A 22,110-nucleotide genomic window follows, 5' to 3' on the forward strand; every position below is an offset into this window, starting at 1 on the left:
TAGCAAAAGGCACTCTTCGCATCACATTGCACTCCCGCACGAACAGTGGCAGTCCAATAGGCATATTGCCCTGGATCTAAATTACCATGCGTACTCAATTTTACGCCACAATGGCGGCGCTTGCATTGCTCTCCACCAACGCCACGGCCCAAGAGATTGGCTTAACAGGCGTCATTTCCACCGACTTGGGACTTCAGTCGATACATTACAACCGCGAAGGCAGCAGTTGGTATGTAAGCGACAGCCAAACAAAGCTGTTTACCCTTGATGCAAAGCTCGGGATCGCCGTCTCACCCGAATTCAGCATTCAGATTGACGCGTGGGCGCAAAGCGCCTCAGGCACCGTCATCGGTCAAGGCCCTGTCCGCTCGTACGAATACGACTGGGAAACGATGCTCGCCGGAGCAGCGATCCACGGCACTTACCACATTGACGACTTCTATGTCGGCGGCGCCATCTCTGGCGGGGGCTTAAGTTACAAGGAAGTCGGCTATACGGCAGATCGGCACGGCTTTGCGACCGTTGCACTTGAAGCTGGCTATAACGCAGAACAATTCCGCGTCGCCGGGCAACTCAGCTATACCGGTGCCGTCACCGACGACGCCAAAAACAACAAAAGCAATGCTTGGGTCGCTGGCCTCGAAGGTACGTACTACCTCACTCCAGACATGTCCGTCACTGCCCGGTCGATTTACGAGCACGAAACCTATGATGCGGGTTTCCGCGATCTGAGCTGGGGCGTGGAAGGGCGTTACAAGCTCGAGGACAAGCCTTTGATCCTGAGTCTCAGTTACTCCAACCGAATTGACTCCTTTCAAAACGCAGGCGCGTACCGTGCGACGATGCACTCGGTCTTCGCCGGGATTAAAATACCGTTTGGTGCCAGCAGCACCAATCTGCGCGATCTCGATCGTGCCGTCGGCTTGGATCTGAACCCCTATTATTACGGCAGAAATTCAATCCGCTAAAACACAACACCCCGTAGGATCCTTCCTGCGGGGTTCTGTTCAAGTCTCGTTTGCGGGAGCCCAATCCTGCAGTCGTCACCCGTCAACACGTGGAACAACGGCGGACGAACTAGGCACCCGGTCCATAGCGCCCACTGCTTAAAGTTTAACGTTACCTGCATGGCCTCATGCAGCGCTTTACCATCCCCTATGGATCCAACTGCCTGTCGCATGTTGTGAAGAGGTCACCGCAGGTATTGCGAAACCATGCCTGCTTGCGAGTTTGCTTTTCCTCAGCCACAGGAACCAGCGCACCCTGCGCGTCACGGGTAAGCGTCTGACGGTAATCCACCAAAACCCAATTTGCCTGACAAGCGTGAACCTGCTCGATCTCTCCGACCTCGGTGGCCCATTCGCCCTTCATATCGATCAGGACTGCGCTGGCAGTGTCCGGCGCCGCGTAGCCGTTCCCAGACTGGATATTGAAGCGAATGGAATTGGCCGCAATCCACCCTGGCGTGGGTGGGACAGCGCGTTCCGCTTCGGCATTTTCCAGGTCCCTCAATGCAGAAACCTTTAGCCAGCCCCCGTCGTACTGCACGATGGTGATTTCCGCAGGATAGAGCATATTGCCATGTGACGCGGTTTTGGACGGATCATCAACGGGCACGATGCCGAGCGCCTTGCTGTCCTTGTCAGGGGATTGACGCAAAACGACTTCCACAAGCCCATTGGAATAAGCCCATCCTTGCAGCTCGCAAGTCTGAACACCCTGCGGCAAGGGAAGAGGAATACCCAGACGCTCTGCCTGAGCTTGAGGCGCAATTGCGAGTAACGCTAAAAATCCCAAAAGCGGATTTCGAATGACCATAATACCGACTGGGTTCAGCTTGATGCGATCAGCGATATAGTGAGCCATCTGAGAACCCGACGAAGGACCAGCATGGATTTTTTTCAAAGTACCACACGAAATCGACCTCCCGCAGGTCAGTGGCGCGCGCGTACAGTTCAGCTTTCAACGGGCTATCTTGAAAGATCTGGACACTGAGATCCTGCTGCTTCAGCGCGGCGAGGCTGGGCAAAATCGGCCAATCCAATTCCTCTTTACTTTGCACGACCGTGAAGCGCGCCGGCATGGCGCTGCCCATTTCCTGAAACGTCGTCATCTCAATCTGATCGGCGCTCATATTTTCTTGTTCAGACGGATTGTTCTGAAACTCTGTCAGAAATGAATCAAAGTCATCCTCGGCACAGGCGGCTTCACTTCGCGCCGGTGCCGATAAAGCTAGAGTTGCCGCCAAAGCGATAAATACTGCAGAAATTCTAGCCAATGCCGTCATATGTCTCCTCCGCTTTCGCGGCTCAATAAATGCGTGCCTCGCGATCTTATGGCGACCTATCTGCACACTGCGTCCCGCTGTCCCGATAGGTCTACCTGATAAAACCTTACTGACTAACATTGCCTTGGATGTAATCGACGCGAGAGCACTCATCGCATTCGACACGACCTTTGCTCTGACGGACCGCCTGATGGAGCGCATCTACCCAAAAAACAAAAGCCGCCCTAGGCCGCTATTCCACTGGCGCGGCACGTGCGGCGATGTCCCAACAAAACCGGCAAGACAATGTCAAGAGTTCGACAGGGGAACGCAATTTAACCCCAGTCGTGCACGCACTGTCTCAAATCGCTCAAAATGCCGACCAACTCATTGAAATTAAGACGCTTCTGACAAGATCGGAATTAAATATCTTTAACTGGAAGAGCTGTTTTTCGGGGCCTACAACTTGGTCATCGACTTAGATTTGCCGGCGCATAAATGAGTAGATGCGTGACACGACAGGATCTGCAAGCCGACATCACCGGGTCTACCGACCCGTTATGCATGGAGCAAAATCATGCGTAAGTTTATTGCCCCTCTCCTCATTGCCGTCACTCTTGCAGCACCCGGAGCGGCCTTTGCCGCCTCGACAGTGGCACCGGCGGCCAAGCCCGCAGCCACCACACCAGCCGAGCAAACGGCAAGTGGCGTTGTGAAGAGCTTTGACCTCAAGGCACACACGCTGACCTTGGCAGATGGCAAAATCTACCAATTGCCCGCCAACTACTCGACCCCAACTCTCAAGGCTGGCGAGAAAGTCACCGTGCATTGGAAGATGAACGGCACAGCCATGGAGGCAACAACCGTCACCCTCGGATAGCGCCGTCAACACACTCCCAACAAAAAAGGGGAGCCTCGCTGAGGCTCCCCTTTCAATTGCCAATATCGAAAGCTCTTAGCCTTCGTTAGCGATCTGTTCGTTAGCGGTCACCTTAAGAGCAACCATCTTCTGACGAATCACGTCTTCACCAACCGACACGCCCTTCGCTGCCAGGTCGCCAGCGACCTTGCGAAACACGTCTTCATCGCCAGCTTCCTGGAAGTCAGCTGCAACGACTTCGGTGGCGTAAGCCTTAGCGGCATCGCCTTCCAGACCCATCAGTTCTGCAGCCCAAATGCCGAGCAGCTTGTTACGGCGGGCATCCGCCTTGAACTGCTTTTCCGCATCGAATGCGAACTTAGCTTCCTGACCCTTCTGGCGGTCTTCGAACGCGCTCATGGTAGCTCCCGTGTTGCATCTCAGCCGCATGGCTGGAGTTTCTTTCCCGACATAGGAGGTTCAGCGCCGCAAAGCAACGGTGTGCCTACGGTTCAGGCGGGAAATGCCATTCCGAATGGGCCTACAAAAGCGCTTGTTTTAGGCGCAGTAATGGCGCATATCCGGCTCAACTCCACCCTACCTATCCTTAGACAACGGATTCGATCATGAACCGTCGACGCAAAATCTATGAGGGCAAGGCAAAGATCCTTTTTGAGGGTCCAGAACCAGGCACTCTCATCCAGTATTTCAAGGACGACACAACGGCAGGCAACGGTGCCCGTCACGAGGTCCTCGACGGTAAGGGTGTACTGAACAATCGCATCTCTGAGTTCATCTTCACCAAGCTGAACTCCATGGGTATCCCGACCCACTTCCTGCGTCGCCTCAACATGCGCGAGCAGTTGATCAAGGAAGTCGAGATCATCCCGCTTGAGGTGGTTGTTCGCAACTATGCTGCAGGCTCGCTGTGCAAGCGCCTCGGCCTCGAACCCGGCACTCAGCTGCCGCGCTCGATCATCGAATTCTACTACAAAGACGATGCGCTGAACGACCCAGCCGTATCCGAAGAGCATATCACCGCATTCGGTTGGGCCACCCCAGCTGAGCTCGATGACATCATGAGCCTAGCGATCCGCATCAACGACTTCCTGACCGGCCTGTTCATGGGCGTCGGCATTCAGCTCGTTGACTTCAAGATCGAAGTTGGCCGCCTCTATGAAGGCGATCTGATGCGCATTGTGCTTGCTGACGAAATCAGCCCAGACAATTGCCGCCTGTGGGATATCAAGACCCGCAACAAGCTCGACAAGGACCGCTTCCGCGAAAACCTTGGCGATCTTGTCGAAAGCTACCGCGAAGTCGCTCAGCGTCTTGGCATTCTCGTCGAAAGCGACAACGCGCTGACCACTGGTCCGCGTCTGGTTCAATAATAGTAGGTCGAGGCAGTTCAGATGAAAGCGCGCGTCACAGTCACTCTCAAGAACGGCGTTCTCGACCCACAGGGTCAGGCCATCGAAGGTTCGCTCGCGAGCCTTGGCTTCTCCGGTGTTAACTCTGTCCGTCAGGGCAAGGTGTTTGATCTAGAAGTTGCTGGAACCGATGAGGAAACTGCACGTTCTCAGATCAAAGCGATGTGCGAGAAACTTCTCGCTAACACCGTTATTGAAAACTACGCCATCGAAATCCTCAATTAACGCCTTCGGGCTAATGTTCCTGTCGCACCCCTATTGGGTGCAGGACGGTAATCTCATGCGCAAAACTATCGCTCTCTCTGTCATGTTCCTCGCATCTCTTGGCCTGCTATTCGCGGCCTATGCGTCGGTTCCAGTCTAAACCATCCTGCCAGACCCCGCGCGACGCTCGAGTTCGCCTCTAGCGCCTGCAGCCAAACTGGCAGCAATGGTTCAAACGAAAAAGCCAGCTCACGCTGGCTTTTTTTGTGCCCTAAGTCTTAGCGTTACGCGACCGCACGAAGCCGCTTGCTGCTCTGGTCTGTCGTGAAAATATCAACGATCTGATCGAGCTCTCGCGCTTGCGCCTCCGATTGCTCGATCGCCGCGTTCATCTGCTCGACCAGCGCCGCATTATGCTGGGTCATCTCGTCCATGGTCTTCACTGCCGAGGTGACGTCTTTAATCGAGATCGCCTGCCCGCTCGCGTGCTGAGCAATCGCCTCCATAACCCGCATATTCGCATGCGCGGTCTCAACCATAGTCATCAGCGTCCGGGCCGCATCGGCAACAAGCTTGGTGCCGCCCATAATGTCATTGCTACTCTTTTCGATCAGCGTCTTGATCTCGCCCGACGCCTTACCCGCGCTTTGCGCCAAGCGTCGCACTTCAGACGCAACAACCGCGAAACTCTTGCCCGCCTCGCCTGCCCGCGCTGCTTCCACCGAAGCGTTCAGGGCCAAGAGATTGGTCTGGAAGGCAATGTCATCGATGAACTTGACGATGTCACCGACCTTCTGGCTGGATTCCGTCATGCGCAGCATGGCCTGATTGGCCTCCTGCATGATCTTACCGCCTTCGTCGGCTAACTGGCTAACTGCGAGTGCGTTGGAGCTAGCGTCATTGGCCTGCTGTTCGTTGATCTCAACGGTCTGAGCCAATTGCGCCATGATGCTGGTGGTACCGACAATCGTCGACGCCTGCCGACTGGTCCGATCCGAGAGGTCATTAGCACCAGAGAGAATTTCACCCGTAGCATCCTTCAATGCATTCGAAGATTGCTTGAGCTGCATCACAATCTCACCGAGCTTTTCCGCAACAGCGTTGGTGTTGTCCTGCAGGTCTGAGAACACTCCCTTGAACTCGCCTTCAACACGCAATGTCACATCAGCACGAGCGAGCGACTGAAGCACGATCTGTGTCGCTCCAACACCACGCCCAATTTGATCGACAAGGCTGTTGGTCGCCTCAACAAGCTCATTGAGAGCATGATCGTCATAGTGCCCGATCATGCGTTTCGAGAAGTCCCCGGCAAGGCCCGCCTCAACCACCGCGGCGAACTCAGCCTGCATTTGTTGCATCTGCTCAGCATGATGAGCCGTTGTTTCGGCTGCGTACTGCGCCTCTTTGGCACTCGCATGGGCTTCATCCGTACGCATCGCGGCGTCCTTTGTCCGCTCCTCTGCGAGATGCAGCGCCGCATTGGTATTGATCGTCATCCAGATGAGCGCCGCTGCCTCCAGAACCAGGATCACAGCGTGCAAGGCAATCCGATCCAACCCACCCGTGCCATAGAAAACCAGATCGCTAAAGAACAGGCCTAGCGCCAAATGGTGCACCGCCACCAATGCCGTGCCCACCAGAATGGCGCGAATGTCGTAGAGGAGCGAGCACATCGCCAACGCCGCGAAAAACGCCATATGCATGTCGATTTGCATCGGACTGCCACGCATAGCGATCAGCGATGCAGACACCAGTCCCATGAGCACAGCGACGATGAGATGCCGCCCAGTTGGACGCAGGCGAAACAGCATAAACCCTAGTGCCATCATCCCAGACAGGGCGACGGCGAGATATGTGGCCATGCCAAATTCGCCGAAGCGGACATATTCAACAGCGATAGAGCTGATGGCAAGAATAGCGCACAGAGTGCTCAGTGCGAGCAGCACCCGACTTCGAAATAGCTCAAGGCTCATGCTTCAAGTCCTTCTATTGGGGCACAAAGACCGCGTGCAGAGGTGATGAGCAGCGCCCCATATTTGATGACCCTGGTTGCGAAGTCCGGGTCGGGTGCGACTGCGACGAGGATATTTGAGAAGCGCGTACCACCAGCCAGTGTCCCCCCTGCACTGATGATCGCTGAGACCGCTGCTGGTTCATCGAACCAGGGCGGAAATATAACCCCTACCTCGCCGGTTTCCGGGGGCAGATGGTAGCCAATAACGAGTGTGACCAAGGTCAATAGCGCCGTGGCAAATGCCAGAACGCCCGCAAATCTATTTTCGGCTACGGTTCCTAGGCGCATACATACCCCTCCGCGGAATAGTGTCGGCCCTGACGAAATGCCTTGGACGGCATAAGGATGCCCCCTAAGGATTTGCGCTTTATGAATTTTGACACCGTGTAGCTGCGTAACTCGTAAAAAAATACGAGGGATTTTACAGGTTCGGGCCCAGAACTTATTTTTGAGCACCGTCAATGCTCAAACCTTCGTCATTGCGGCATGTAGGCTCATTGCCTTCTGGCTCAACTGCGCTACAGAGAAGCAACGCAAGGAGAGTGATTTGGAATTTTCCCTCACTTTGGTCATTGGCGCCGGGGTCTTGAGCTTTTTGAGCCCCTGCGTACTGCCGCTGGTTCCGCCCTATCTGACCTATATGAGTGGCGCGAGCTATGATCAGCTCAGAGCTGAAGCCAATGCCCCTGGTAAGCTGACGCTGCGCGTCGCTATCACTTCGCTCTTCTTCATTCTCGGCTTTTCGATCATCTTCGTTGCGCTCGGCGCCACGGCGACCGCATTTGGCCAAGCTTTCCGCCAGATCCTGCCGATCCTCACACCCGTCGCTGGTGTGGTGATCATCGCAATGGGCCTGCACTTCCTCGGCGTGTTCCGCATCGGGATTTTGGATCGTCAGGTCCGCCACCACGGCCCCGGCATGGCGTCAGGCCCGCTCGGCGGTTTCCTTCTCGGCCTTGCCTTCGCTATTGGCTGGACGCCATGTATTGGCCCCGTCCTCGCGGCCATTTTGTCCGTTGCCGCAAGCCGCGATAGCGCCACAGAAGGCGCCATGCTCCTCGGTCTCTATTCCCTTGGCCTGGGCATCCCATTCTTCTTGGCGGGCATCGCGATCGGCCCCTTCCTGACCTTCTTCCAGAATTTCAAAAAGCATCTGGGCGTGGTCGAGAAGATCATGGGCGTGATCCTCATCATCACCGGGCTCTTGTTCATCACCGGCAATTTCACCCGTATCTCGTTCTGGTTCCTCGAAACTTTCCCGGTATTGGCAACCTTCGGCTAAAGCCTAGAACAAATTTTGTGATCGCAGCGAAACATGGCCTTTGCGGCCGATGATGATGTGGTCATGCAGAACTATGCCCAAAGGGCGCGCCACATCGTTGATTTCTTTGGTCATGCGTATATCCGCCGCCGACGGCGTCGGATCGCCCGATGGATGGTTATGAACCAAGATGATCGCGGTCGCTGACAGCTCCAGCGATCGCCGTATCACCTCACGCGTATAGACGGGCGTGTGATCCACCGTCCCCGTCTGCTGCACCTCGTCGGCGATGAGCTTGTTCTTCTTATCGAGGAACAAAATCCGGAACTGTTCGATATCCTCATAGGCCATTTGACCTTTGAAATAATCGAGCAGCTGCGTCCACGACGAGAGAATTGGCTGATCCCGCACAATCTGGTCACGCCCATAGCGCTGAGCGACAGCCTGCACCACCTTAATATGGGCAATGGAGGTCTCTCCCAGCCCCTTCATCTCCTTGAGACGCAGTGGCGATGCTGAAAGCACGTCTGAAAATGAACCAAAGCGCGCGATAAGGTCTTTGGCGAGCTGCTTGGTGTCCCGCTGCGGAATGATCATATGCAGCATGAGCTCTAAAAGCTCATAGTCGGCGAGTGCTTCCCCGCCGACTGTTCGAAAACGCTCCCGCGCCCGTTCCCGATGTCCCAGATAATGCGGCTGAACCGCTTCACCTGTTCCATCGCCGGGCTTGGGAGGTTTGCTCATTTGCCCTGTCGCACCGCCAAAGGATTGAACAGGCCACCGGGCGAGAGCGTGAAGACCTCACAGCCCGTTTCGGTAACGCCAATACAGTGCTCGGCTTGCGCCGTCAGCGTCCGGTCCCGCGTCACCGCCGTCCAACCGTCAGCCAAAACCTTCACATGCGGTTTGCCGAGGTTGATCATAGGTTCGATGGTGAAAATCATCCCCGCCTTGAGCGGAATGCCCGTGCCCGCCGTACCATAGTGCAAGATGTTTGGCTCATCGTGGAACACGCGCCCCAGCCCATGACCAACGAAATCGCGCACCACACTCATGCGTTCGCTTTCCGCCACCGACTGAATAGCCGCGCCAATATCACCAGTCGTATTACCCGGTTTCACCGCAGCAATACCGGCCTCAAGGCTGGCATAGGTGGTTTCAATCAGGCGCTCCGCTTTGCGTCCGATTTCGCCGACAGGATACATACGGCTCGAGTCGCCGTGCCACCCGTCCACCACCAGCGTCAGATCGATATTGACGATATCGCCCTCGCGCAGCGGACGTTCATCGGGAATACCGTGACACACGACATGGTTGATCGATGTGCACAGCGAATGCCGGAAGCCGCGGTAAAACAACGTCGCCGGAACAGCGCCATGATCGCGCGCGAACTCATAAGCCACCCGATCAATGGTCGAGGTTGGAACGCCCGCCTCAACATATTGGGTGAGAATATCCAGCGCCTGCGCGGTCAGCTGGCCAGCCTTACGCATGCCCTCAAAGCCCTCTGCGCCATGCAGGGGAATCACATTGGGTTGGCGGCGAGCCTTCGTGCCAGCGTCGACATAGGTAATCATATTGGTCTCCTGAGCCCCCAAAATAGGCCGCTCTGACGCCAATGAAAAGAGCGCAGGGCGTCACGGCTGATTGTGCGGTGTAAAGCTTGACGACAGCGCAGGCTTGGCCCATCCAATTGCGTGCAAGGAAGGTCCCAAATGACACAGCAGAATGAGCGCGTTACCGCCGGGATGATTGTTATCGGCGATGAGATTTTGTCCGGTCGCACCAAAGATGTGAACATCGGCGCTGTTGCCGATTTCTGCACAGATCTCGGGATCGACCTCACTGAGGTCCGCGTGGTCAGCGATGAGATGGATCACATTGTTGACGCCATCAACGCCCTGCGCGCGCGCTACACCTATGTCTTCACCTCCGGCGGCATCGGCCCAACACACGATGACATCACAGCTGATGCTGTGGCCGCAGCCTTTGGCGTAGACCTCCCGATCAACGCGCAAGCCCGCGCTATGCTTGAGGCGCGTTGGAAGGAAAGCGGCACCGCGCCAAATGAAGCGCGCTTGCGCATGGCCCGCATTCCGGTCGGCGCAGATCTGATCGTCAACTCCGTTTCTGCCGCCCCCGGCTTCCGCATCGGCAATGTTCACGTCATGGCCGGCGTGCCCGTCATCATGCGCGCCATGCTCGAAGCCATTGGCCCCACCCTCAAGGGTGGCCGCAAATACCTTTCGCGCACCATCAAAGCCGGTGTCGGCGAAGGCACCATCGGTGCGCCTTTCGCAGCCCTGCAAGCCGAATACCCAGACGTCAAAATGGGCTCCTACCCGCAAATGGGCACTGGCCGCGCCACCACCGATCTTGTGCTGCGCTGCCCCGATGAGGCCCGTCTCGACGAAGCCGCCCAGAAAGTCTTGGCCATGGTTGCCCAAGCCCATATCAACGCAGGCATTGCCGCACCACAGATTGGATGATTGGCGGAACGCTCTAGCTTTGCTAAAGAGCGTTCCTCTCTTTTTCAGTTCCTAGGCCTGCGCCCTCCAGGAGAACAGCTTTGAGCACCAATAATCAGAAGAATTTTCCTGTCACCTGGGATCAGTTCCACCGCGACAGCCGCGCTCTCGCATGGCGCCTCGCCGGCATGGGCACGTTCGACGCCGTCGTCGCCATTGCCCGTGGCGGTCTCGTTCCAGCCGCCATCGTTGCGCGTGAATTGAACATCCGCACCGTCGAAACCGTCGCCTGCAAGAGCTACGATCACCAGAACCAGTCTGGCATCAAGGTTCTCAAGGAAATCTCCCAGCCGATCCTCGATCTCGCCCGCAATGGCGGCAAGATCCTGATTGTTGACGATCTCGTGGACACCGGCAACACCGCTCGCGTCGTTCGCGAAATGCTCCCCGGCGCCCACTTCGCCACCGTCTACGCCAAGCCTAAGGGCCGCGAACTGGTCGACACCTTCATCACTGAAGTCTCGCAGGACACTTGGATCTTCTTCCCATGGGACCTCGACGTCGCATACGCCGCCCCAATCTCCGGCGGCACCGACTGATTTTTCGGTTCTGAGAACCAAACAAAAAAGGCGCTCCGCAAGGTGCGCCTTTTTTGTTCGTACGGGGGCGTTGATCGGCCGAAATTCAAGCCCGTCCTACACCGCCATTGCTCGACTTGATCGGGCAATCCAGTGCTGCGCAGAAAAGCACTTGGACCACCCAGTTAGACTGAGTGATCAGGCGTGTGCCTTGCCCGGCCTATGCGCAAGGACACTCAGGGCAACGCTGATGAGCATCAAGATTATGGCAGCCATCTCCAGCGTGTTCGGGAAGCGCTGTTCCCAAAGGAAGCCGTAGAGCAGCGCAAAGAGGGTTTCGAACAGAACCATAGGCCCAATCAGCGTCAACGGCAGGAGGCGCGTGACATGGTTCCAGAGTGCGTTAGCGATCAGTGAGGCAAAAAGTGCAAGCGCGGCGCAAACGAGCAGCAGATTGATCCAAACCTCAGCTTCGCTTGGCAGGACGCCCGCATGAAGCGCAAAGGGCAAGATCATCAGACCCTGAACCCCAGTGACGACCCCGAGAATGAGATTCCAATCCTGCGCAGACATGTCGGTGCGGCTGTTGAGGTAAAAGCTGTTACCGACGGCAAATATGGTCCAACTGATGAGTGCGGCGATGGCAAGAATTAGCCCAGTCACCGGCGCATAGGCGACGGCGGTCTCGCCTTTGAGCAGGGCGTCGATCGTGATGCAGGCAATGGCGACGCATCCGAGCGCAAGCGCTGGCCACAGCTGCCGCAGCGACACCGCGCCTTCCCGGAAAGACCCTACCAGGGCCACGGTGACGGGAATAAAACCAATAATCAGCGTGGAAAGCGGCACCCCTGCCATCAGGATGGCATTGGCCAGCAGCAGAAAATAGAGCGTGTTGCCAGCAATTGAGAGGCCGAATGCGATGGCAAGGTTCCGCAAGGTGAGGTGCGGAAGAATGTTCTTGAACCGGAAGAGCAGCAGGGGCGCGGCGAGTAGGCCGTAGGCAATGTAGCGCCCGGCGACCAAAATACTTGGCGGGAAAGCGCTGGCCAAAGCCGGGGCCAGAAAGACGAGGCCCCACAGGGCGCCCGTAATCACGGCCAGGGCGATGCCAAGAGTAGTAGTTTTGGTCAAGGTCATAAGGGGAATTGAGAAGCGGCAGGAACGCTACGTTCCTATCTGAGAATTGCGCGATAAGCGCTATAGTTTCAGCGCCTCGGTGCAATCTTCACCCGGATTGGCCGAGAGTTTGGCACGGACCATGCGCGTAGTGGGTGCGGCCCCGGTCTCTCACTTATAAGCGGAAGATCGGATCGAGTTTCTTCTCGGTGTGCGCCAAAAGCCTGGCTTCGATGCGAAAATTGGCTCTGCGGACATAAGCCCGCAAATTGATTAACCGCATTGATTTGAATGAGAAAACCGTTGGTGCGGGCGGCGGGACTTGAACCCGCACAGCTATCGCCGAGGGATTTTAAGTCCCTTGTGTCTACCGATTCCACCACGCCCGCATTTGGCTGGTTGGGCAGTGTTTGTCATAAGGCAGGGCAGAAAACAACCTGTCACCCTTGATTCTTAAGAGGCCAGAATGATCGAACGCATCGATACCGGGATTGCTCCCTCTTCCGCTCCTATCAACGATGCCGTTCGCGCTGGAAAGCATGTTTGGTTGGTTGCCATCGCTGAAGATCCGACTACGGGCGAAATCGTCCAAGGCTCCATCGAAGACCAGACCCGCCGCTGCATTCAGAACCTTGAAATCGCGGTGAAAGCCGCAGGCGGCACCCTGCGCAATATCGTCATGAACCAGATCTTCCTCACCGACAGCGCCTATGCGGCCGGGATGAACACGGTCTATCGCGAATTCTTTACCCAGCAGCCCTACCCGGTTCGTGCCACTGTCGTCGTCAAGGAATTGCTCGCTGCGGGCCTCAAAATCGAAATCACCGCGACCGCCGTACTGGATTAAATCATGCTCCTCAAACTCGCGCTTTTGGAAGACATCAAAACTGGCAAAGTCGACGTCGTCTTCCGCCGCTGGAACCGCCAGACCGTCAAAGAAGGCGGGACGTTGAAAACGAAAGTCGGCTACCTCGCGATCAAGTCCATCACCAACATGAGCCCGGACGATGTCACCGAAGTCGATGCCAAGCGAGCCGGTTTTGCTGACGTCGCCGATTTCCAGAAGTGGCTCACCACGATGAAGGAAGGCGCTCTCTTCCAGCGCATTGAAGTCGGCTATTTGGGCGAGCAGATCTAAGTCCAGGGCCCACTGACATGTATGGGCGACAGCGAAACACTGCTCCGCCCATCATTCGCCCTAAAGTGCGCCCACCGTCCCCTAACCACATCGGGGACATTCCATGCGCTACCTTACAATTGTCGGAGTATTGGTGATGTCGATGACCTCCGCGCATGCTTCTGTGCTGCAAGCGGTAGAACAAGGCGACATCGCCAAACTGACAACGGCCATAACTGCCGGCAACGATATCGAAGAGCGCAATAGCGAGGGCCAAACAGCCCTCCTCGTCGCGACGTGGCAGAACGACATCGCAGCTGCCGAAAAGCTCATCGCCGCCGGAGCCGACGTCAACGCCAAGGACAATATCTCGGATAGCCCCTACCTCGTCGCTGGCGCCCAAGGCCGCGTTGAGATTCTAAAACTCGCCTTAGCCAATGGCGCTGACCTTAAAAGCGTCAACCGCTTCGGCGGCACCGCCCTCATCCCTGCGGCAGAAAAAGGCCACCCGGAAGCTGTGCGCGCTCTACTCGACGCTGGCGTTGCCCCCGACCATGTCAATCGCCTCGGCTGGACAGCCCTCATGGAAGCTGTCGTTCTCACCAATGGCGGCCCCATCTTTGTTGAGATCGTCAAAACACTGCTCGAGGCTGGGGCCGATCCAAACATCCCCGACAACGACGGCGTAACCGCCCTCGTCCACGCCAAGGCCCGTGGCTTTAACGACATGGTCGCCCTTCTCGAAGCCCACGGCGGCAAGTAATCCCCCTAACACCTCCACTCGGTCTTACCTCGCCCCCACGGGGAGAGGTCGGCCCTCTTTGGCCGGGTGAGGGGGCCTTCCCGCTTCTATAAGCCCCCCTCAACGGCTCCTTCCCCGCCCCGTTACCAGCGGGAGGCTCGGCGGGGTGATCCGCAAACACCACACAGCCCCACCACCCTTCATCCATTCGCCTCAAACTGACCTTTTGGCTTGCCTTTTTGCCCAAGACTCACCACAAGGACCTCGCGTCCCCCAATGCATAAAGGATTGACCGATGAAGGCAGCTGTCATCGTGTTTCCAGGCCTTAACCGCGACCGCGATATGATCGCGGCGCTCACTAAGATCGGGGGCGTAAAGCCCGATGTCGTATGGCATCAGGATACCGATCTTCCAGAAACTGACCTGATCGTTATTCCCGGCGGTTTCTCCTATGGCGACTACCTCCGCTGCGGCGCTATCGCAGCCCGCTCGCCGATCATGGACAAGGTCCGCGAACGTGCCGCCAAGGGAACAAAAGTTCTCGGCGTCTGCAATGGCTTCCAGATCCTGATCGAAGCCGGCCTCCTGCCCGGCGCGCTGATGCGCAACACCTCGCTCAAATTTGCGTGCCGTGAAGTGAAGCTCGAAGTCGTCAACACCGACAGCGCCTTCACCAAGGGTTATACCCAAGGTCAGATCATCCGCTGCCCGATTGCCCACCACGACGGCAATTACTTCGCCGATGCCGAAACGCTCGCTCGCGTTGAAGGCAATGGCCAAGTGGCGTTCCGCTACGCCGAAGGCACCAATCCAAACGGCTCGATCAACAACATCGCTGGCGTCTTCAATGACACCAAGAATGTTCTCGGCCTGATGCCTCATCCAGAAAACCTGATCGAAGCCGCTCATGGCGGTGATGATGGGCGCGCGCTCTTTGCTGCTGCCCTCTCTCAGGTCGCCTGAACTCTAGCTGCCGGACCCTTGCAATGACCTTCGCACAAGACCCCGCTGTCACCGCTGAACTCGTCGCTTCCCACGGCCTCAAGCCGGACGAGTACCAGAAGATTCTCGATCTCATCGGCCGCGAGCCGACCTATACCGAGCTCGGCATTTTCTCGGCTATGTGGAACGAGCACTGCTCCTATAAGAGCTCCAAGAAATGGCTCCGCACCCTGCCGACCTCTGGTCCACGGGTTATTCAGGGCCCGGGCGAAAACGCTGGCGTCGTCGACATTGGCGATGGTCAGGCTGTCGTCTTCAAGATGGAATCCCACAACCACCCAAGCTTCATCGAGCCCTATCAGGGCGCAGCGACCGGCGTTGGCGGCATTCTGCGTGACGTCTTCACCATGGGCGCTCGTCCAGTCGCTGCCATGAACGCTCTGCGTTTTGGCGCTCCAGAGCACGAAAAGACCCGTCACCTCGTCAATGGTGTGGTGGCTGGCGTTGGCGGCTATGGCAATGCCTTCGGCGTGCCAACCGTTGGCGGCGAAGTCGAATTCGACGCCCGCTACAATGGCAACAACCTCGTCAACGCGTTCGCGGCTGGCTTGGCTGACACCGACAAGATCTTCTATTCCAAGGCCGAAGGCGTTGGTCTGCCCGTGGTTTACCTCGGCGCCAAGACCGGCCGCGACGGCGTTGGTGGCGCGACCATGGCATCTGCCGAATTTGGCGATGACATCGAAGAGAAGCGCCCAACCGTTCAGGTTGGCGACCCCTTCACCGAAAAGCGTCTGCTCGAAGCTTGCCTTGAACTCATGGCCACCGGTGCCGTGATTGCTATTCAGGACATGGGCGCCGCTGGCCTCACCTGCTCCGCTGTCGAAATGGGCGCCAAGGGCGACCTCGGCATTGAGCTTAATCTCGACAAGGTCCCTGTGCGTGAAAACCACATGACCGCCTATGAGATGATGCTCTCGGAATCCCAGGAGCGCATGCTCATGGTTCTCCACCCAGAAAAAGAGCCAGAAGCCCGCAAGGTCTTCGAAAAGTGGGAACTCGACTTCGCCACCGTTGGCGTCACCACTGATGATCTGCGTTTCCGCGTGCTCTGGCAGGGCAGAGAAGTCGCAAACCTTCCGATCAAGGACCTCGGCGACGAAGCTCCAGAATATGATCGTCCATGGACCGAGCCTGTCATTCCCGCAGCCCTTGCTGCCGATGACGTGCCACAAATGGATATTGCTGACGCGCTCCTCAAGCTCGTTGGCGGCCATCAGTGCTCGTCCCGCCGTTGGGTCTACGAACAGTATGACACCTATATTCAGGGCAACACCATGCAGCGCCCGGGCGGCGATGCTGGCGTCATTCGTGTAGACGGCGCAGAGCACAAGGGCCTTGCCTTCACCTCAGACGTGAACCCGCGCTATTGCGAAGCCAACCCGTTTGAAGGTGGCAAGCAGGCTGTTGCCGAAGCTTGGCGCAACCTCACGGCAACCGGCGCAGAACCACTCGCCGCCACCGACAACCTCAACTTCGGCAATCCTGAACGCCCAGAAATCATGGGCCAGTTCGTCAAGGCCGTTGAAGGCATTGGCGCGGCGTGCCGTGCGCTCGATTTCCCAATCGTCTCGGGCAACGTCTCGCTCTACAACGAAACCAACGGTCGCGGCATTCTGCCGACCCCGACCATCGGTGGCGTTGGCCTTCTGCCTGAATGGGAAAAGTCGGTCCGCATCGGTTTTGTCGCTGAGAACCAGCCAATCCTGCTCATCGGTGGCCCTGCTGAACGCGGCACCCATCTCGGCCAGTCGATCTATCTGCGCGATCTCTTCGATCGTCGCGATGGTGATGCGCCACACGTTGACCTTGCCGCTGAACGCAAGACCGGCGACTTCGTCCGCAAGCTGATCCGCTCCGGCGTCGTCACCGCTTGCCACGATCTGTCCGATGGCGGCCTTGGCGTTGCTCTCGCGGAAATGGCCATTGCTGGCAATATCGGCGCGACTGTCACCGACGTCGACGGCAACGCACCAGCCAAGACTTTCTTCGGCGAAGATCAGGGCCGTTACCTCGTCACCCTCAATCTCGATCCGCAGGGCGATGAAATTGCCAAGCTTTGGGACGAAGCCAAGGCTCTGGGCATCCAGGCGCCATGGATCGGCTCCACTGGTGGCGACAGCCTCGCCCTTGGCGGCGCACGCGCTGTCAAGGTGGCTGATCTCAAGTCGGCACACGAAAGCTGGTTCCCGAACTACATGAACAGCTAATCGCGGCGCATCGCCCCGGTTGAAGACCTCATGGGCACATGCCATATCTTGGCATGTGCCCATTTTGCACAAACACTATTCCAGCAGGGAGACTACCCATGGCCATGGACGCCACTGAAATCGAGCGCCGCATCAAAGCCGCCCTGCCCGATGCCGTCATTGAAATCCGTGATCTGGCTGGCGACGGCGATCACTACGCCGCTCACGTCATTTCTGAAGCCTTCCGCGGCAAGACCCGCGTGGCCCAGCACCAGCTCGTCTACGCAGCTCTCAACGGCGACATGGGCGGTGCCCTTCACGCTCTCGCGCTCCAGACCAACGTTCCGGAATAAGCCTTGAGCGATCTGCGCACGTCTCTCGATATCATTCGCATGGTCCGACCAGAGGTCGGCACCGCGACCATCGAACATGAGATCATGGCAGAGAAGGCGAACTCCCTCGGAGCCGCCGAAAAGCGCGTTATCAATGCCATTGCCGCATTGGAAACAGGCGAGGACCGCAAAGCGGCCCTTGCCGAAGCCCGCGACGCGGTCTGGGGCTATTTCGTCCAGCGCGAACTGCTTGGCTTTGAAGACCACGACGAAGTCATAGCCGACCTCAAAATCCCCCGCCAGGTATTGCTAACACTCGGAGCCATCGAGGAATGACCCGAGCGGTAGTGTTCGACGTCGATGGCGTCTTGGTTCATGGCTATCATTCGCGCCCGGATGAACACGAACGTTGGGATGCCGAACTCGCAAAACTCGGCATCAACGCAGACCGTTTCCAGCGCGAATTCATCTTCGACATTTTCGTCAAACGCGTCCTCATTGGCGAAGTCCCAATGATCGAAGCGCTTGATCGTCGCCTCAAAGCCTTCGGCTACAAAGGCTCGAGCATGGCCGTGCACGATCTCTGGCTGAGCTTCGACTGCAACCCGAACACGGTGCTCCTCGACACCATCCGCCAGCTGCGCCAACACCCAGACGTGCGCCTCTATCTCGGCACCAATCAAGATCACACGCGCGCGCAATACCTCTGGCACGTCATTGGCTTAAAGACCATTTTTGAAGACATGTTCTATTCCGCCCGCTTTGGCCGGACCAAATACGACAAGAAATTCTTCGCTATGGCTGAAGAGCGCATGGCCGGCACGGACGAGCCACCGCTCTTTTTCGATGACACCCAAAAGGTTCTCGACGTCGCCGCAAAAGCCGGGTGGGACACTGTCCATGTCACGCAGGACACAGACGTCACCACTCACCCTTGGATCGCCGCCCGCCTCTAACGCCCATCGTCAAATACCGATGCGCCCACCTCGACAGACGGCCACGCCTATCTTATTTAAGAGCCAACTTGACCCGGCCCTTGAACCCGGATTTCTCGAAAGGTTTTTCCCATGACCGATATCAACGCCTTCATCGACAACAGCATCAAGTCCAACGACGTGTTCTTGTTCATGAAGGGTACACCCGATTTCCCGCAGTGCGGTTTCTCGGGTCAGGTCGTCCAGATTCTCAATTATCTCGGCCTCGAATTCGGCTCGGCCAACGTGCTGGAAAGCGGCGAACTGCGTGAAGGCATCAAGGCCTACACCAACTGGCCAACCATTCCACAGCTCTACATCAAGGGCGAGTTCATCGGCGGCGCAGACATCGTGCGCGAGATGTTCCAGTCCGGCGAACTGAAGACGCACCTCGAAGAGGCTGGTGTTGCGGTTAAGGCTGCTTAATTAGCGCCACCTAATGCAAAAGCCCCGCTTCGGCGGGGCTTTTTACTATTCTGAAACAACCACATCAGCTGCGAAGCGAACGTCCCGTATCGGCCGAACCCGCGCCACGGACTCAGCGTAAGTCGGATGCTGTTTATAGGCATCTAGCGCCGCCTGATCGGCAAACTCGCCATAAACCACCACGTCAACCTCATTGCCGTAGAGATCAACCTTAGTGTTCCGCGTCACCTCAAACTTGAGGCTATGTGGAATGGTTTTGAGGATCGACAGGCCAGCCACGACCTCATCAACGAGGTCCGGCGATTTTGCAGTAAAAAGAACGATATGGCGGATCATGGTATCCTCATGCAGTCCCCTGCCATGTCGTGCCAAATCCTCAAAACGTCAAGTCATCACAGTTCGTGATGCAACTCATGATTTATTATTGCTTTTCGTGATCTCGCCTTAGGCGTAGCGTCGCCGCGCACAAATAGGTGAGTCATGTCCGCGTCCGCATCTGCTCCACGTCTCAATTTCCCTCTGCCCATCATTATTCTGGCGGGCTGTATTATTGCCGCTATTGGTTTCGGCACGCGTGGCGCCTTCGGACTGTTCACCCTGCCCATTACGGAAGATCTCGGCCTCACCCGTCAGGAGTGGGGCATGGCCATGGCAATACAGAACTTGGCTTGGGGTCTCACCCAGCCCTTCGCCGGAGCAATGGCCGATAAATATGGTTCTGCTCGCGTACTTGCCTTTGGCGGGCTGATCTACGCCGCTGGCGTTCTGGGCATGGCCTTCTCTCCAGACATTCTCAGCCTCACCCTCACCACCGGCATCATCACCGGCGTCGGCATCGCCGTGGCCTCATTTGGTGTTGTCATGGCCGCCTTCGGCCGTGTGGTCCCCGCCGAAAAGCGCAGCTTTGTTTTTGGTATTGCCACCGCCGCAAGCTCGGCAGGCCAGTTCATTTTCGCCCCGCTCGGTCAGGGCTTCATCTCTGCCTTCGGCTGGCAGATGGCTCTTGTCTGGATCGCACTGATCCTCTTGCTCATCATCCCGCTCTCCAGCGCACTGCGTGGTCGCGCTGAGTCCGTTCCGGGCGAAGCCGATATGAAGTTCATGCAGGCCCTGTCGCGCGCTTGGGGCTATGGCTCCTATCGCCTTCTGGTCATTGGCTTCTTTGTTTGCGGCTTCCACCTCGCTTTTATCGGCGTTCACATGCCGGCCTATCTGGTCGAATGTGGCCTTTCGCCAGAAGTGGGCAGCTGGGCAATCGCCGTTATCGGCCTCTTCAACGTCGCGGGCTCGCTCCTCTCAGGCTGGCTCGGTTCACGCCTGCCCAAGCAACTCCTCCTTGCGCTCATCTACTTTCTCCGCGCGCTCGCCATTGCGGGCTTCGTTTTCCTGCCCGTCACGGAAATCAGCGCCTACATCTTCGGCGCAGTCATGGGCCTACTCTGGCTTTCGACTGTTCCGCTCACGGCTGGGCTCGTGACCCTCTTCTTCGGCCCGCGTTACATGGGCATGCTCTATGGCATTGCCTTCCTCAGCCACCAGATCGGTTCCTTCTTCGGCGTCTGGCTGGGCGGTCTGGTTTATGATCTGACCGGAGCCTATGACCTGATGTGGTATCTCGGCATTCTCTTGGGCCTAGCCTCCGCTGCGGTCCACATCCCGATCAACGAAATCAAAGACAAAAATTTCGCGGTCAAAACCGCGATGCAACATTAATCACACCATTTCGCCCGTTGCCTTGCCAAAAGCTGGCAACGGGTTCATGGTCCGCGCGTTTCTAATCGTCGGCTACTCCTCGCCGACCTCTAGGTATTGATAATGACAGATCGGATATCGCGCGCGATTTCGCGCCCGCACTTCATTGCCCTCATAGCGGCACTGATGACGATGAACGCTATTGCTGTCGACGTCATGTTGCCCGCCCTGCCCTACATGGGCGAAGCCCTAGGGGTTGTCAGCGAGAACGAACGGCAGTTCGTCGTCACCTCCTACACCCTCGGAATGGGCATCGCCGTTCTGGCATTCGGCCCGCTGACCGACCGCTTTGGCCGCCGCATTCCGCTGTTTGCTGGCATCACCGTCTATATCATCGCCGCCATTGCTGCCGCCTTTGCGCAGGATTTCACGACTCTCTTGGTGCTGCGCTTCGTTCAGGGCATGGGCGCCGCCAGCGCGCGCGTAATCTGCACTGCCATCGTTCGTGACAAGTATTCTGGCCGCGAAATGGCCGAGGTCATGTCTCTGACCTTCATGGTCTTCATGGCGATCCCCATCATTGCCCCAAGCATTGGTCAGGTCCTTCTCCTCACCGGCCCATGGCAGAACATCTTTATCTTCATGGGCGTACTGGCCTTGGCAATCATGATCTGGGGCTATTTCAAGCTCGATGAGACGCTCAGCGAAGACAAGCGCCGTCCGCTCAGCATCAAGAGCATCGCCTCTGGCTTCCGCATCGTCTGCACAAACCGCACGGCGTTCTTCTATGGCCTCGCTGGCATGTTCCTCTTCGGCGCGCTCATGGGCTTCATCTCCTCGGCCCAACAGGTTTACGTCGAAGTCTATGGGCTTGGCCTGTGGTTCACCGCTGCCTTCGCTGGCATCGGCGCCCTCATGGCTGTCTCGTCCTTCACCAACTCTCGCGTCGTCCGGCGCATGGGCATGCGTCGCCTCGCCCATGGCGCCATCTTGGTCTACACCACCTTCGGTGCCGTCATGACCATTCTGGCCCTGACCAACAACCTGCCCTTTGTCGTCTTCTATCCGCTTCTGGCGATCATCATGTTCTCGTTCGGCTGGACCAGCTCGAACATGAACTCGCTTTCGATGGAACCATTGGGCGCAGTCGCAGGCACGGCCGCCGCCACCTTCGCCTTCATCCAAACCGTTGGTGGGGCTTTGATGGGCATGGTGATCGGCCAGATGTTCAACCACTCTGCGCTCAACGTTGCAGCGGGCTACTTCACCATGGGCGTCATGGCACTGGTCTGCGTGCTCATCGCCGAAAAGGGCAAGCTTTTTGGCGTGGGCGAGCAATATGCCAATGCCGAGCCGATCATCTCGGAACACTAAGAACCAAAAAGGCCGGGCGCACTACAGCGCCCGGCCTTTTCCTTATTCTCGGATCATCTTGCGCT

Annotated in this window: 28 protein-coding genes and 1 tRNA gene; 19 read left to right on the plus strand and 10 right to left on the minus strand. The window is 57.3% G+C overall.

Going from position 1 to position 22,110, the window contains the following annotated elements; all coding sequences use genetic code 11:
- Positions 1 to 86 precede the first annotated feature (86 nt).
- On the plus strand, positions 87 to 968 hold the full coding sequence (locus JHL21_RS03670; RefSeq protein WP_200211937.1) for a hypothetical protein: 882 nt from the start codon (positions 87 to 89) through the stop codon (positions 966 to 968).
- 187 nt (positions 969 to 1,155) lie between these two features.
- Here the strand turns inward: JHL21_RS03670 and JHL21_RS03675 are convergent, their stop codons facing one another.
- Together JHL21_RS03675 and JHL21_RS03680 are read right to left on the minus strand one after the other, a co-directional pair.
- Positions 1,156 to 1,866 (minus strand): hypothetical protein, encoded by a 711-nt coding sequence (locus tag JHL21_RS03675; RefSeq protein ID WP_200211939.1) that lies wholly within the window; start codon positions 1,864 to 1,866, stop codon positions 1,156 to 1,158.
- Positions 1,847 to 2,287, minus strand: coding sequence for a hypothetical protein (locus tag JHL21_RS03680; RefSeq protein ID WP_200211941.1), 441 nt, complete (start codon positions 2,285 to 2,287; stop codon positions 1,847 to 1,849). The genes JHL21_RS03675 and JHL21_RS03680 overlap by 20 nt, the downstream gene beginning before the upstream one ends.
- Before the next feature lie 556 nt (positions 2,288 to 2,843).
- On the opposite strand from JHL21_RS03680, the gene JHL21_RS03685 reads away from it, so the two are divergent.
- Positions 2,844 to 3,146 carry a DUF1344 domain-containing protein gene (locus JHL21_RS03685; protein WP_169195042.1) on the plus strand — a complete coding sequence of 101 codons (303 nt, stop codon included), beginning with the start codon at positions 2,844 to 2,846 and terminating at the stop codon, positions 3,144 to 3,146.
- 75 nt (positions 3,147 to 3,221) lie between these two features.
- Here the strand turns inward: JHL21_RS03685 and JHL21_RS03690 are convergent, their stop codons facing one another.
- Complete coding sequence (locus JHL21_RS03690) at positions 3,222 to 3,545, minus strand: DUF1476 domain-containing protein (RefSeq protein ID WP_200211943.1); 324 nt, start codon at positions 3,543 to 3,545, stop codon at positions 3,222 to 3,224.
- Between the two features lie 206 nt (positions 3,546 to 3,751).
- Here JHL21_RS03690 and purC point away from each other — a divergent pair, with 206 nt between their 5' ends.
- From purC to JHL21_RS17860, 3 genes are read left to right on the plus strand one after another with little or no spacing between them, the layout of a single operon-like run.
- The gene (gene purC / locus JHL21_RS03695) at positions 3,752 to 4,516 is read left to right on the plus strand and encodes a phosphoribosylaminoimidazolesuccinocarboxamide synthase (RefSeq protein WP_169195044.1); all 765 of its coding nucleotides are present in this window, start codon (positions 3,752 to 3,754) and stop codon (positions 4,514 to 4,516) included.
- A gap of 21 nt (positions 4,517 to 4,537) precedes the next feature.
- Positions 4,538 to 4,780, plus strand: a complete 243-nt coding sequence (gene purS / locus JHL21_RS03700; protein ID WP_169195045.1) for a phosphoribosylformylglycinamidine synthase subunit PurS — start codon at positions 4,538 to 4,540, stop codon at positions 4,778 to 4,780.
- Between the two features lie 13 nt (positions 4,781 to 4,793).
- Positions 4,794 to 4,919 (plus strand): hypothetical protein, encoded by a 126-nt coding sequence (locus tag JHL21_RS17860; RefSeq protein WP_282567595.1) that lies wholly within the window; start codon positions 4,794 to 4,796, stop codon positions 4,917 to 4,919.
- Between the two features lie 124 nt (positions 4,920 to 5,043).
- Here the strand turns inward: JHL21_RS17860 and JHL21_RS03705 are convergent, their stop codons facing one another.
- The gene (locus tag JHL21_RS03705; RefSeq protein WP_200211945.1) at positions 5,044 to 6,732 is read right to left on the minus strand and encodes a methyl-accepting chemotaxis protein; all 1,689 of its coding nucleotides are present in this window, start codon (positions 6,730 to 6,732) and stop codon (positions 5,044 to 5,046) included.
- Complete coding sequence (locus JHL21_RS03710; RefSeq protein ID WP_199532852.1) at positions 6,729 to 7,061, minus strand: hypothetical protein; 333 nt, start codon at positions 7,059 to 7,061, stop codon at positions 6,729 to 6,731. Before JHL21_RS03710 ends, JHL21_RS03705 begins: the two co-directional genes overlap by 4 nt.
- Before the next feature lie 259 nt (positions 7,062 to 7,320).
- Here JHL21_RS03710 and JHL21_RS03715 point away from each other — a divergent pair, with 259 nt between their 5' ends.
- Complete coding sequence (locus tag JHL21_RS03715; RefSeq protein ID WP_200211947.1) at positions 7,321 to 8,055, plus strand: cytochrome c biogenesis CcdA family protein; 735 nt, start codon at positions 7,321 to 7,323, stop codon at positions 8,053 to 8,055.
- 3 nt (positions 8,056 to 8,058) lie between these two features.
- On the opposite strand, the gene radC is transcribed toward JHL21_RS03715, so the two are convergent.
- Complete coding sequence (gene radC, locus JHL21_RS03720) at positions 8,059 to 8,778, minus strand: DNA repair protein RadC (RefSeq protein WP_200211949.1); 720 nt, start codon at positions 8,776 to 8,778, stop codon at positions 8,059 to 8,061.
- Positions 8,775 to 9,611 carry a type I methionyl aminopeptidase gene (map, locus tag JHL21_RS03725; protein ID WP_169195050.1) on the minus strand — a complete coding sequence of 279 codons (837 nt, stop codon included), beginning with the start codon at positions 9,609 to 9,611 and terminating at the stop codon, positions 8,775 to 8,777. The genes radC and map overlap by 4 nt, the downstream gene beginning before the upstream one ends.
- Positions 9,612 to 9,749: 138 nt before the next feature.
- Here map and JHL21_RS03730 point away from each other — a divergent pair, with 138 nt between their 5' ends.
- Both JHL21_RS03730 and gpt read left to right on the plus strand, forming a co-directional pair.
- Positions 9,750 to 10,523 carry a competence/damage-inducible protein A gene (locus tag JHL21_RS03730; protein ID WP_200211951.1) on the plus strand — a complete coding sequence of 258 codons (774 nt, stop codon included), beginning with the start codon at positions 9,750 to 9,752 and terminating at the stop codon, positions 10,521 to 10,523.
- Between the two features lie 80 nt (positions 10,524 to 10,603).
- A complete protein-coding gene (gpt, locus tag JHL21_RS03735) occupies positions 10,604 to 11,101 on the plus strand; it encodes a xanthine phosphoribosyltransferase (RefSeq protein WP_200211953.1) in 498 nt (165 codons plus the stop codon).
- 177 nt (positions 11,102 to 11,278) lie between these two features.
- On the opposite strand, the gene JHL21_RS03740 is transcribed toward gpt, so the two are convergent.
- Together JHL21_RS03740 and JHL21_RS03745 are read right to left on the minus strand one after the other, a co-directional pair.
- A complete protein-coding gene (locus JHL21_RS03740) occupies positions 11,279 to 12,217 on the minus strand; it encodes a DMT family transporter (RefSeq protein ID WP_200211955.1) in 939 nt (312 codons plus the stop codon).
- A 283-nt stretch (positions 12,218 to 12,500) separates the two neighbouring features.
- A tRNA-Leu gene (locus JHL21_RS03745) sits at positions 12,501 to 12,585 on the minus strand.
- Between the two features lie 77 nt (positions 12,586 to 12,662).
- On the opposite strand from JHL21_RS03745, the gene JHL21_RS03750 reads away from it, so the two are divergent.
- The 9 genes from JHL21_RS03750 (at position 12,663) to grxD (ending at position 18,979) form a co-directional block, all read left to right on the plus strand.
- The gene (locus JHL21_RS03750; protein WP_199532858.1) at positions 12,663 to 13,043 is read left to right on the plus strand and encodes a RidA family protein; all 381 of its coding nucleotides are present in this window, start codon (positions 12,663 to 12,665) and stop codon (positions 13,041 to 13,043) included.
- A gap of 3 nt (positions 13,044 to 13,046) precedes the next feature.
- On the plus strand, positions 13,047 to 13,334 hold the full coding sequence (locus JHL21_RS03755) for a hypothetical protein (RefSeq protein ID WP_200211957.1): 288 nt from the start codon (positions 13,047 to 13,049) through the stop codon (positions 13,332 to 13,334).
- A 142-nt stretch (positions 13,335 to 13,476) separates the two neighbouring features.
- The gene (locus tag JHL21_RS03760; protein WP_254081946.1) at positions 13,477 to 14,076 is read left to right on the plus strand and encodes an ankyrin repeat domain-containing protein; all 600 of its coding nucleotides are present in this window, start codon (positions 13,477 to 13,479) and stop codon (positions 14,074 to 14,076) included.
- 274 nt (positions 14,077 to 14,350) lie between these two features.
- Positions 14,351 to 15,019: a phosphoribosylformylglycinamidine synthase subunit PurQ gene (gene purQ / locus JHL21_RS03765; protein ID WP_200211962.1), complete on the plus strand. Its 669-nt coding sequence runs from the start codon at positions 14,351 to 14,353 to the stop codon at positions 15,017 to 15,019.
- Between the two features lie 23 nt (positions 15,020 to 15,042).
- The gene (gene purL / locus JHL21_RS03770; protein ID WP_200211963.1) at positions 15,043 to 17,268 is read left to right on the plus strand and encodes a phosphoribosylformylglycinamidine synthase subunit PurL; all 2,226 of its coding nucleotides are present in this window, start codon (positions 15,043 to 15,045) and stop codon (positions 17,266 to 17,268) included.
- Between the two features lie 98 nt (positions 17,269 to 17,366).
- Complete coding sequence (locus JHL21_RS03775; RefSeq protein WP_169195058.1) at positions 17,367 to 17,600, plus strand: BolA family protein; 234 nt, start codon at positions 17,367 to 17,369, stop codon at positions 17,598 to 17,600.
- A gap of 3 nt (positions 17,601 to 17,603) precedes the next feature.
- Positions 17,604 to 17,915 (plus strand): DUF6665 family protein, encoded by a 312-nt coding sequence (locus JHL21_RS03780; RefSeq protein ID WP_248305948.1) that lies wholly within the window; start codon positions 17,604 to 17,606, stop codon positions 17,913 to 17,915.
- Positions 17,912 to 18,535 (plus strand): HAD family hydrolase, encoded by a 624-nt coding sequence (locus JHL21_RS03785; protein WP_200211965.1) that lies wholly within the window; start codon positions 17,912 to 17,914, stop codon positions 18,533 to 18,535. Before JHL21_RS03780 ends, JHL21_RS03785 begins: the two co-directional genes overlap by 4 nt.
- A gap of 111 nt (positions 18,536 to 18,646) precedes the next feature.
- A complete protein-coding gene (gene grxD, locus JHL21_RS03790; protein WP_169195061.1) occupies positions 18,647 to 18,979 on the plus strand; it encodes a Grx4 family monothiol glutaredoxin in 333 nt (110 codons plus the stop codon).
- Positions 18,980 to 19,024: 45 nt separating this feature from the next.
- On the opposite strand, the gene JHL21_RS03795 is transcribed toward grxD, so the two are convergent.
- Positions 19,025 to 19,315 (minus strand): Dabb family protein, encoded by a 291-nt coding sequence (locus JHL21_RS03795; RefSeq protein WP_169195062.1) that lies wholly within the window; start codon positions 19,313 to 19,315, stop codon positions 19,025 to 19,027.
- A 144-nt stretch (positions 19,316 to 19,459) separates the two neighbouring features.
- Between JHL21_RS03795 and JHL21_RS03800 the strand changes: the two genes are divergently transcribed.
- Both JHL21_RS03800 and JHL21_RS03805 read left to right on the plus strand, forming a co-directional pair.
- Positions 19,460 to 20,692: an MFS transporter gene (locus JHL21_RS03800; protein WP_199532863.1), complete on the plus strand. Its 1,233-nt coding sequence runs from the start codon at positions 19,460 to 19,462 to the stop codon at positions 20,690 to 20,692.
- 102 nt (positions 20,693 to 20,794) lie between these two features.
- The gene (locus JHL21_RS03805; RefSeq protein ID WP_210338187.1) at positions 20,795 to 22,045 is read left to right on the plus strand and encodes a multidrug effflux MFS transporter; all 1,251 of its coding nucleotides are present in this window, start codon (positions 20,795 to 20,797) and stop codon (positions 22,043 to 22,045) included.
- Positions 22,046 to 22,110: the final 65 nt, after the last annotated feature.

The organism is Devosia sp. WQ 349K1 (assembly GCF_016595685.1).
Lineage (GTDB): Bacteria > Pseudomonadota > Alphaproteobacteria > Rhizobiales > Devosiaceae > Devosia.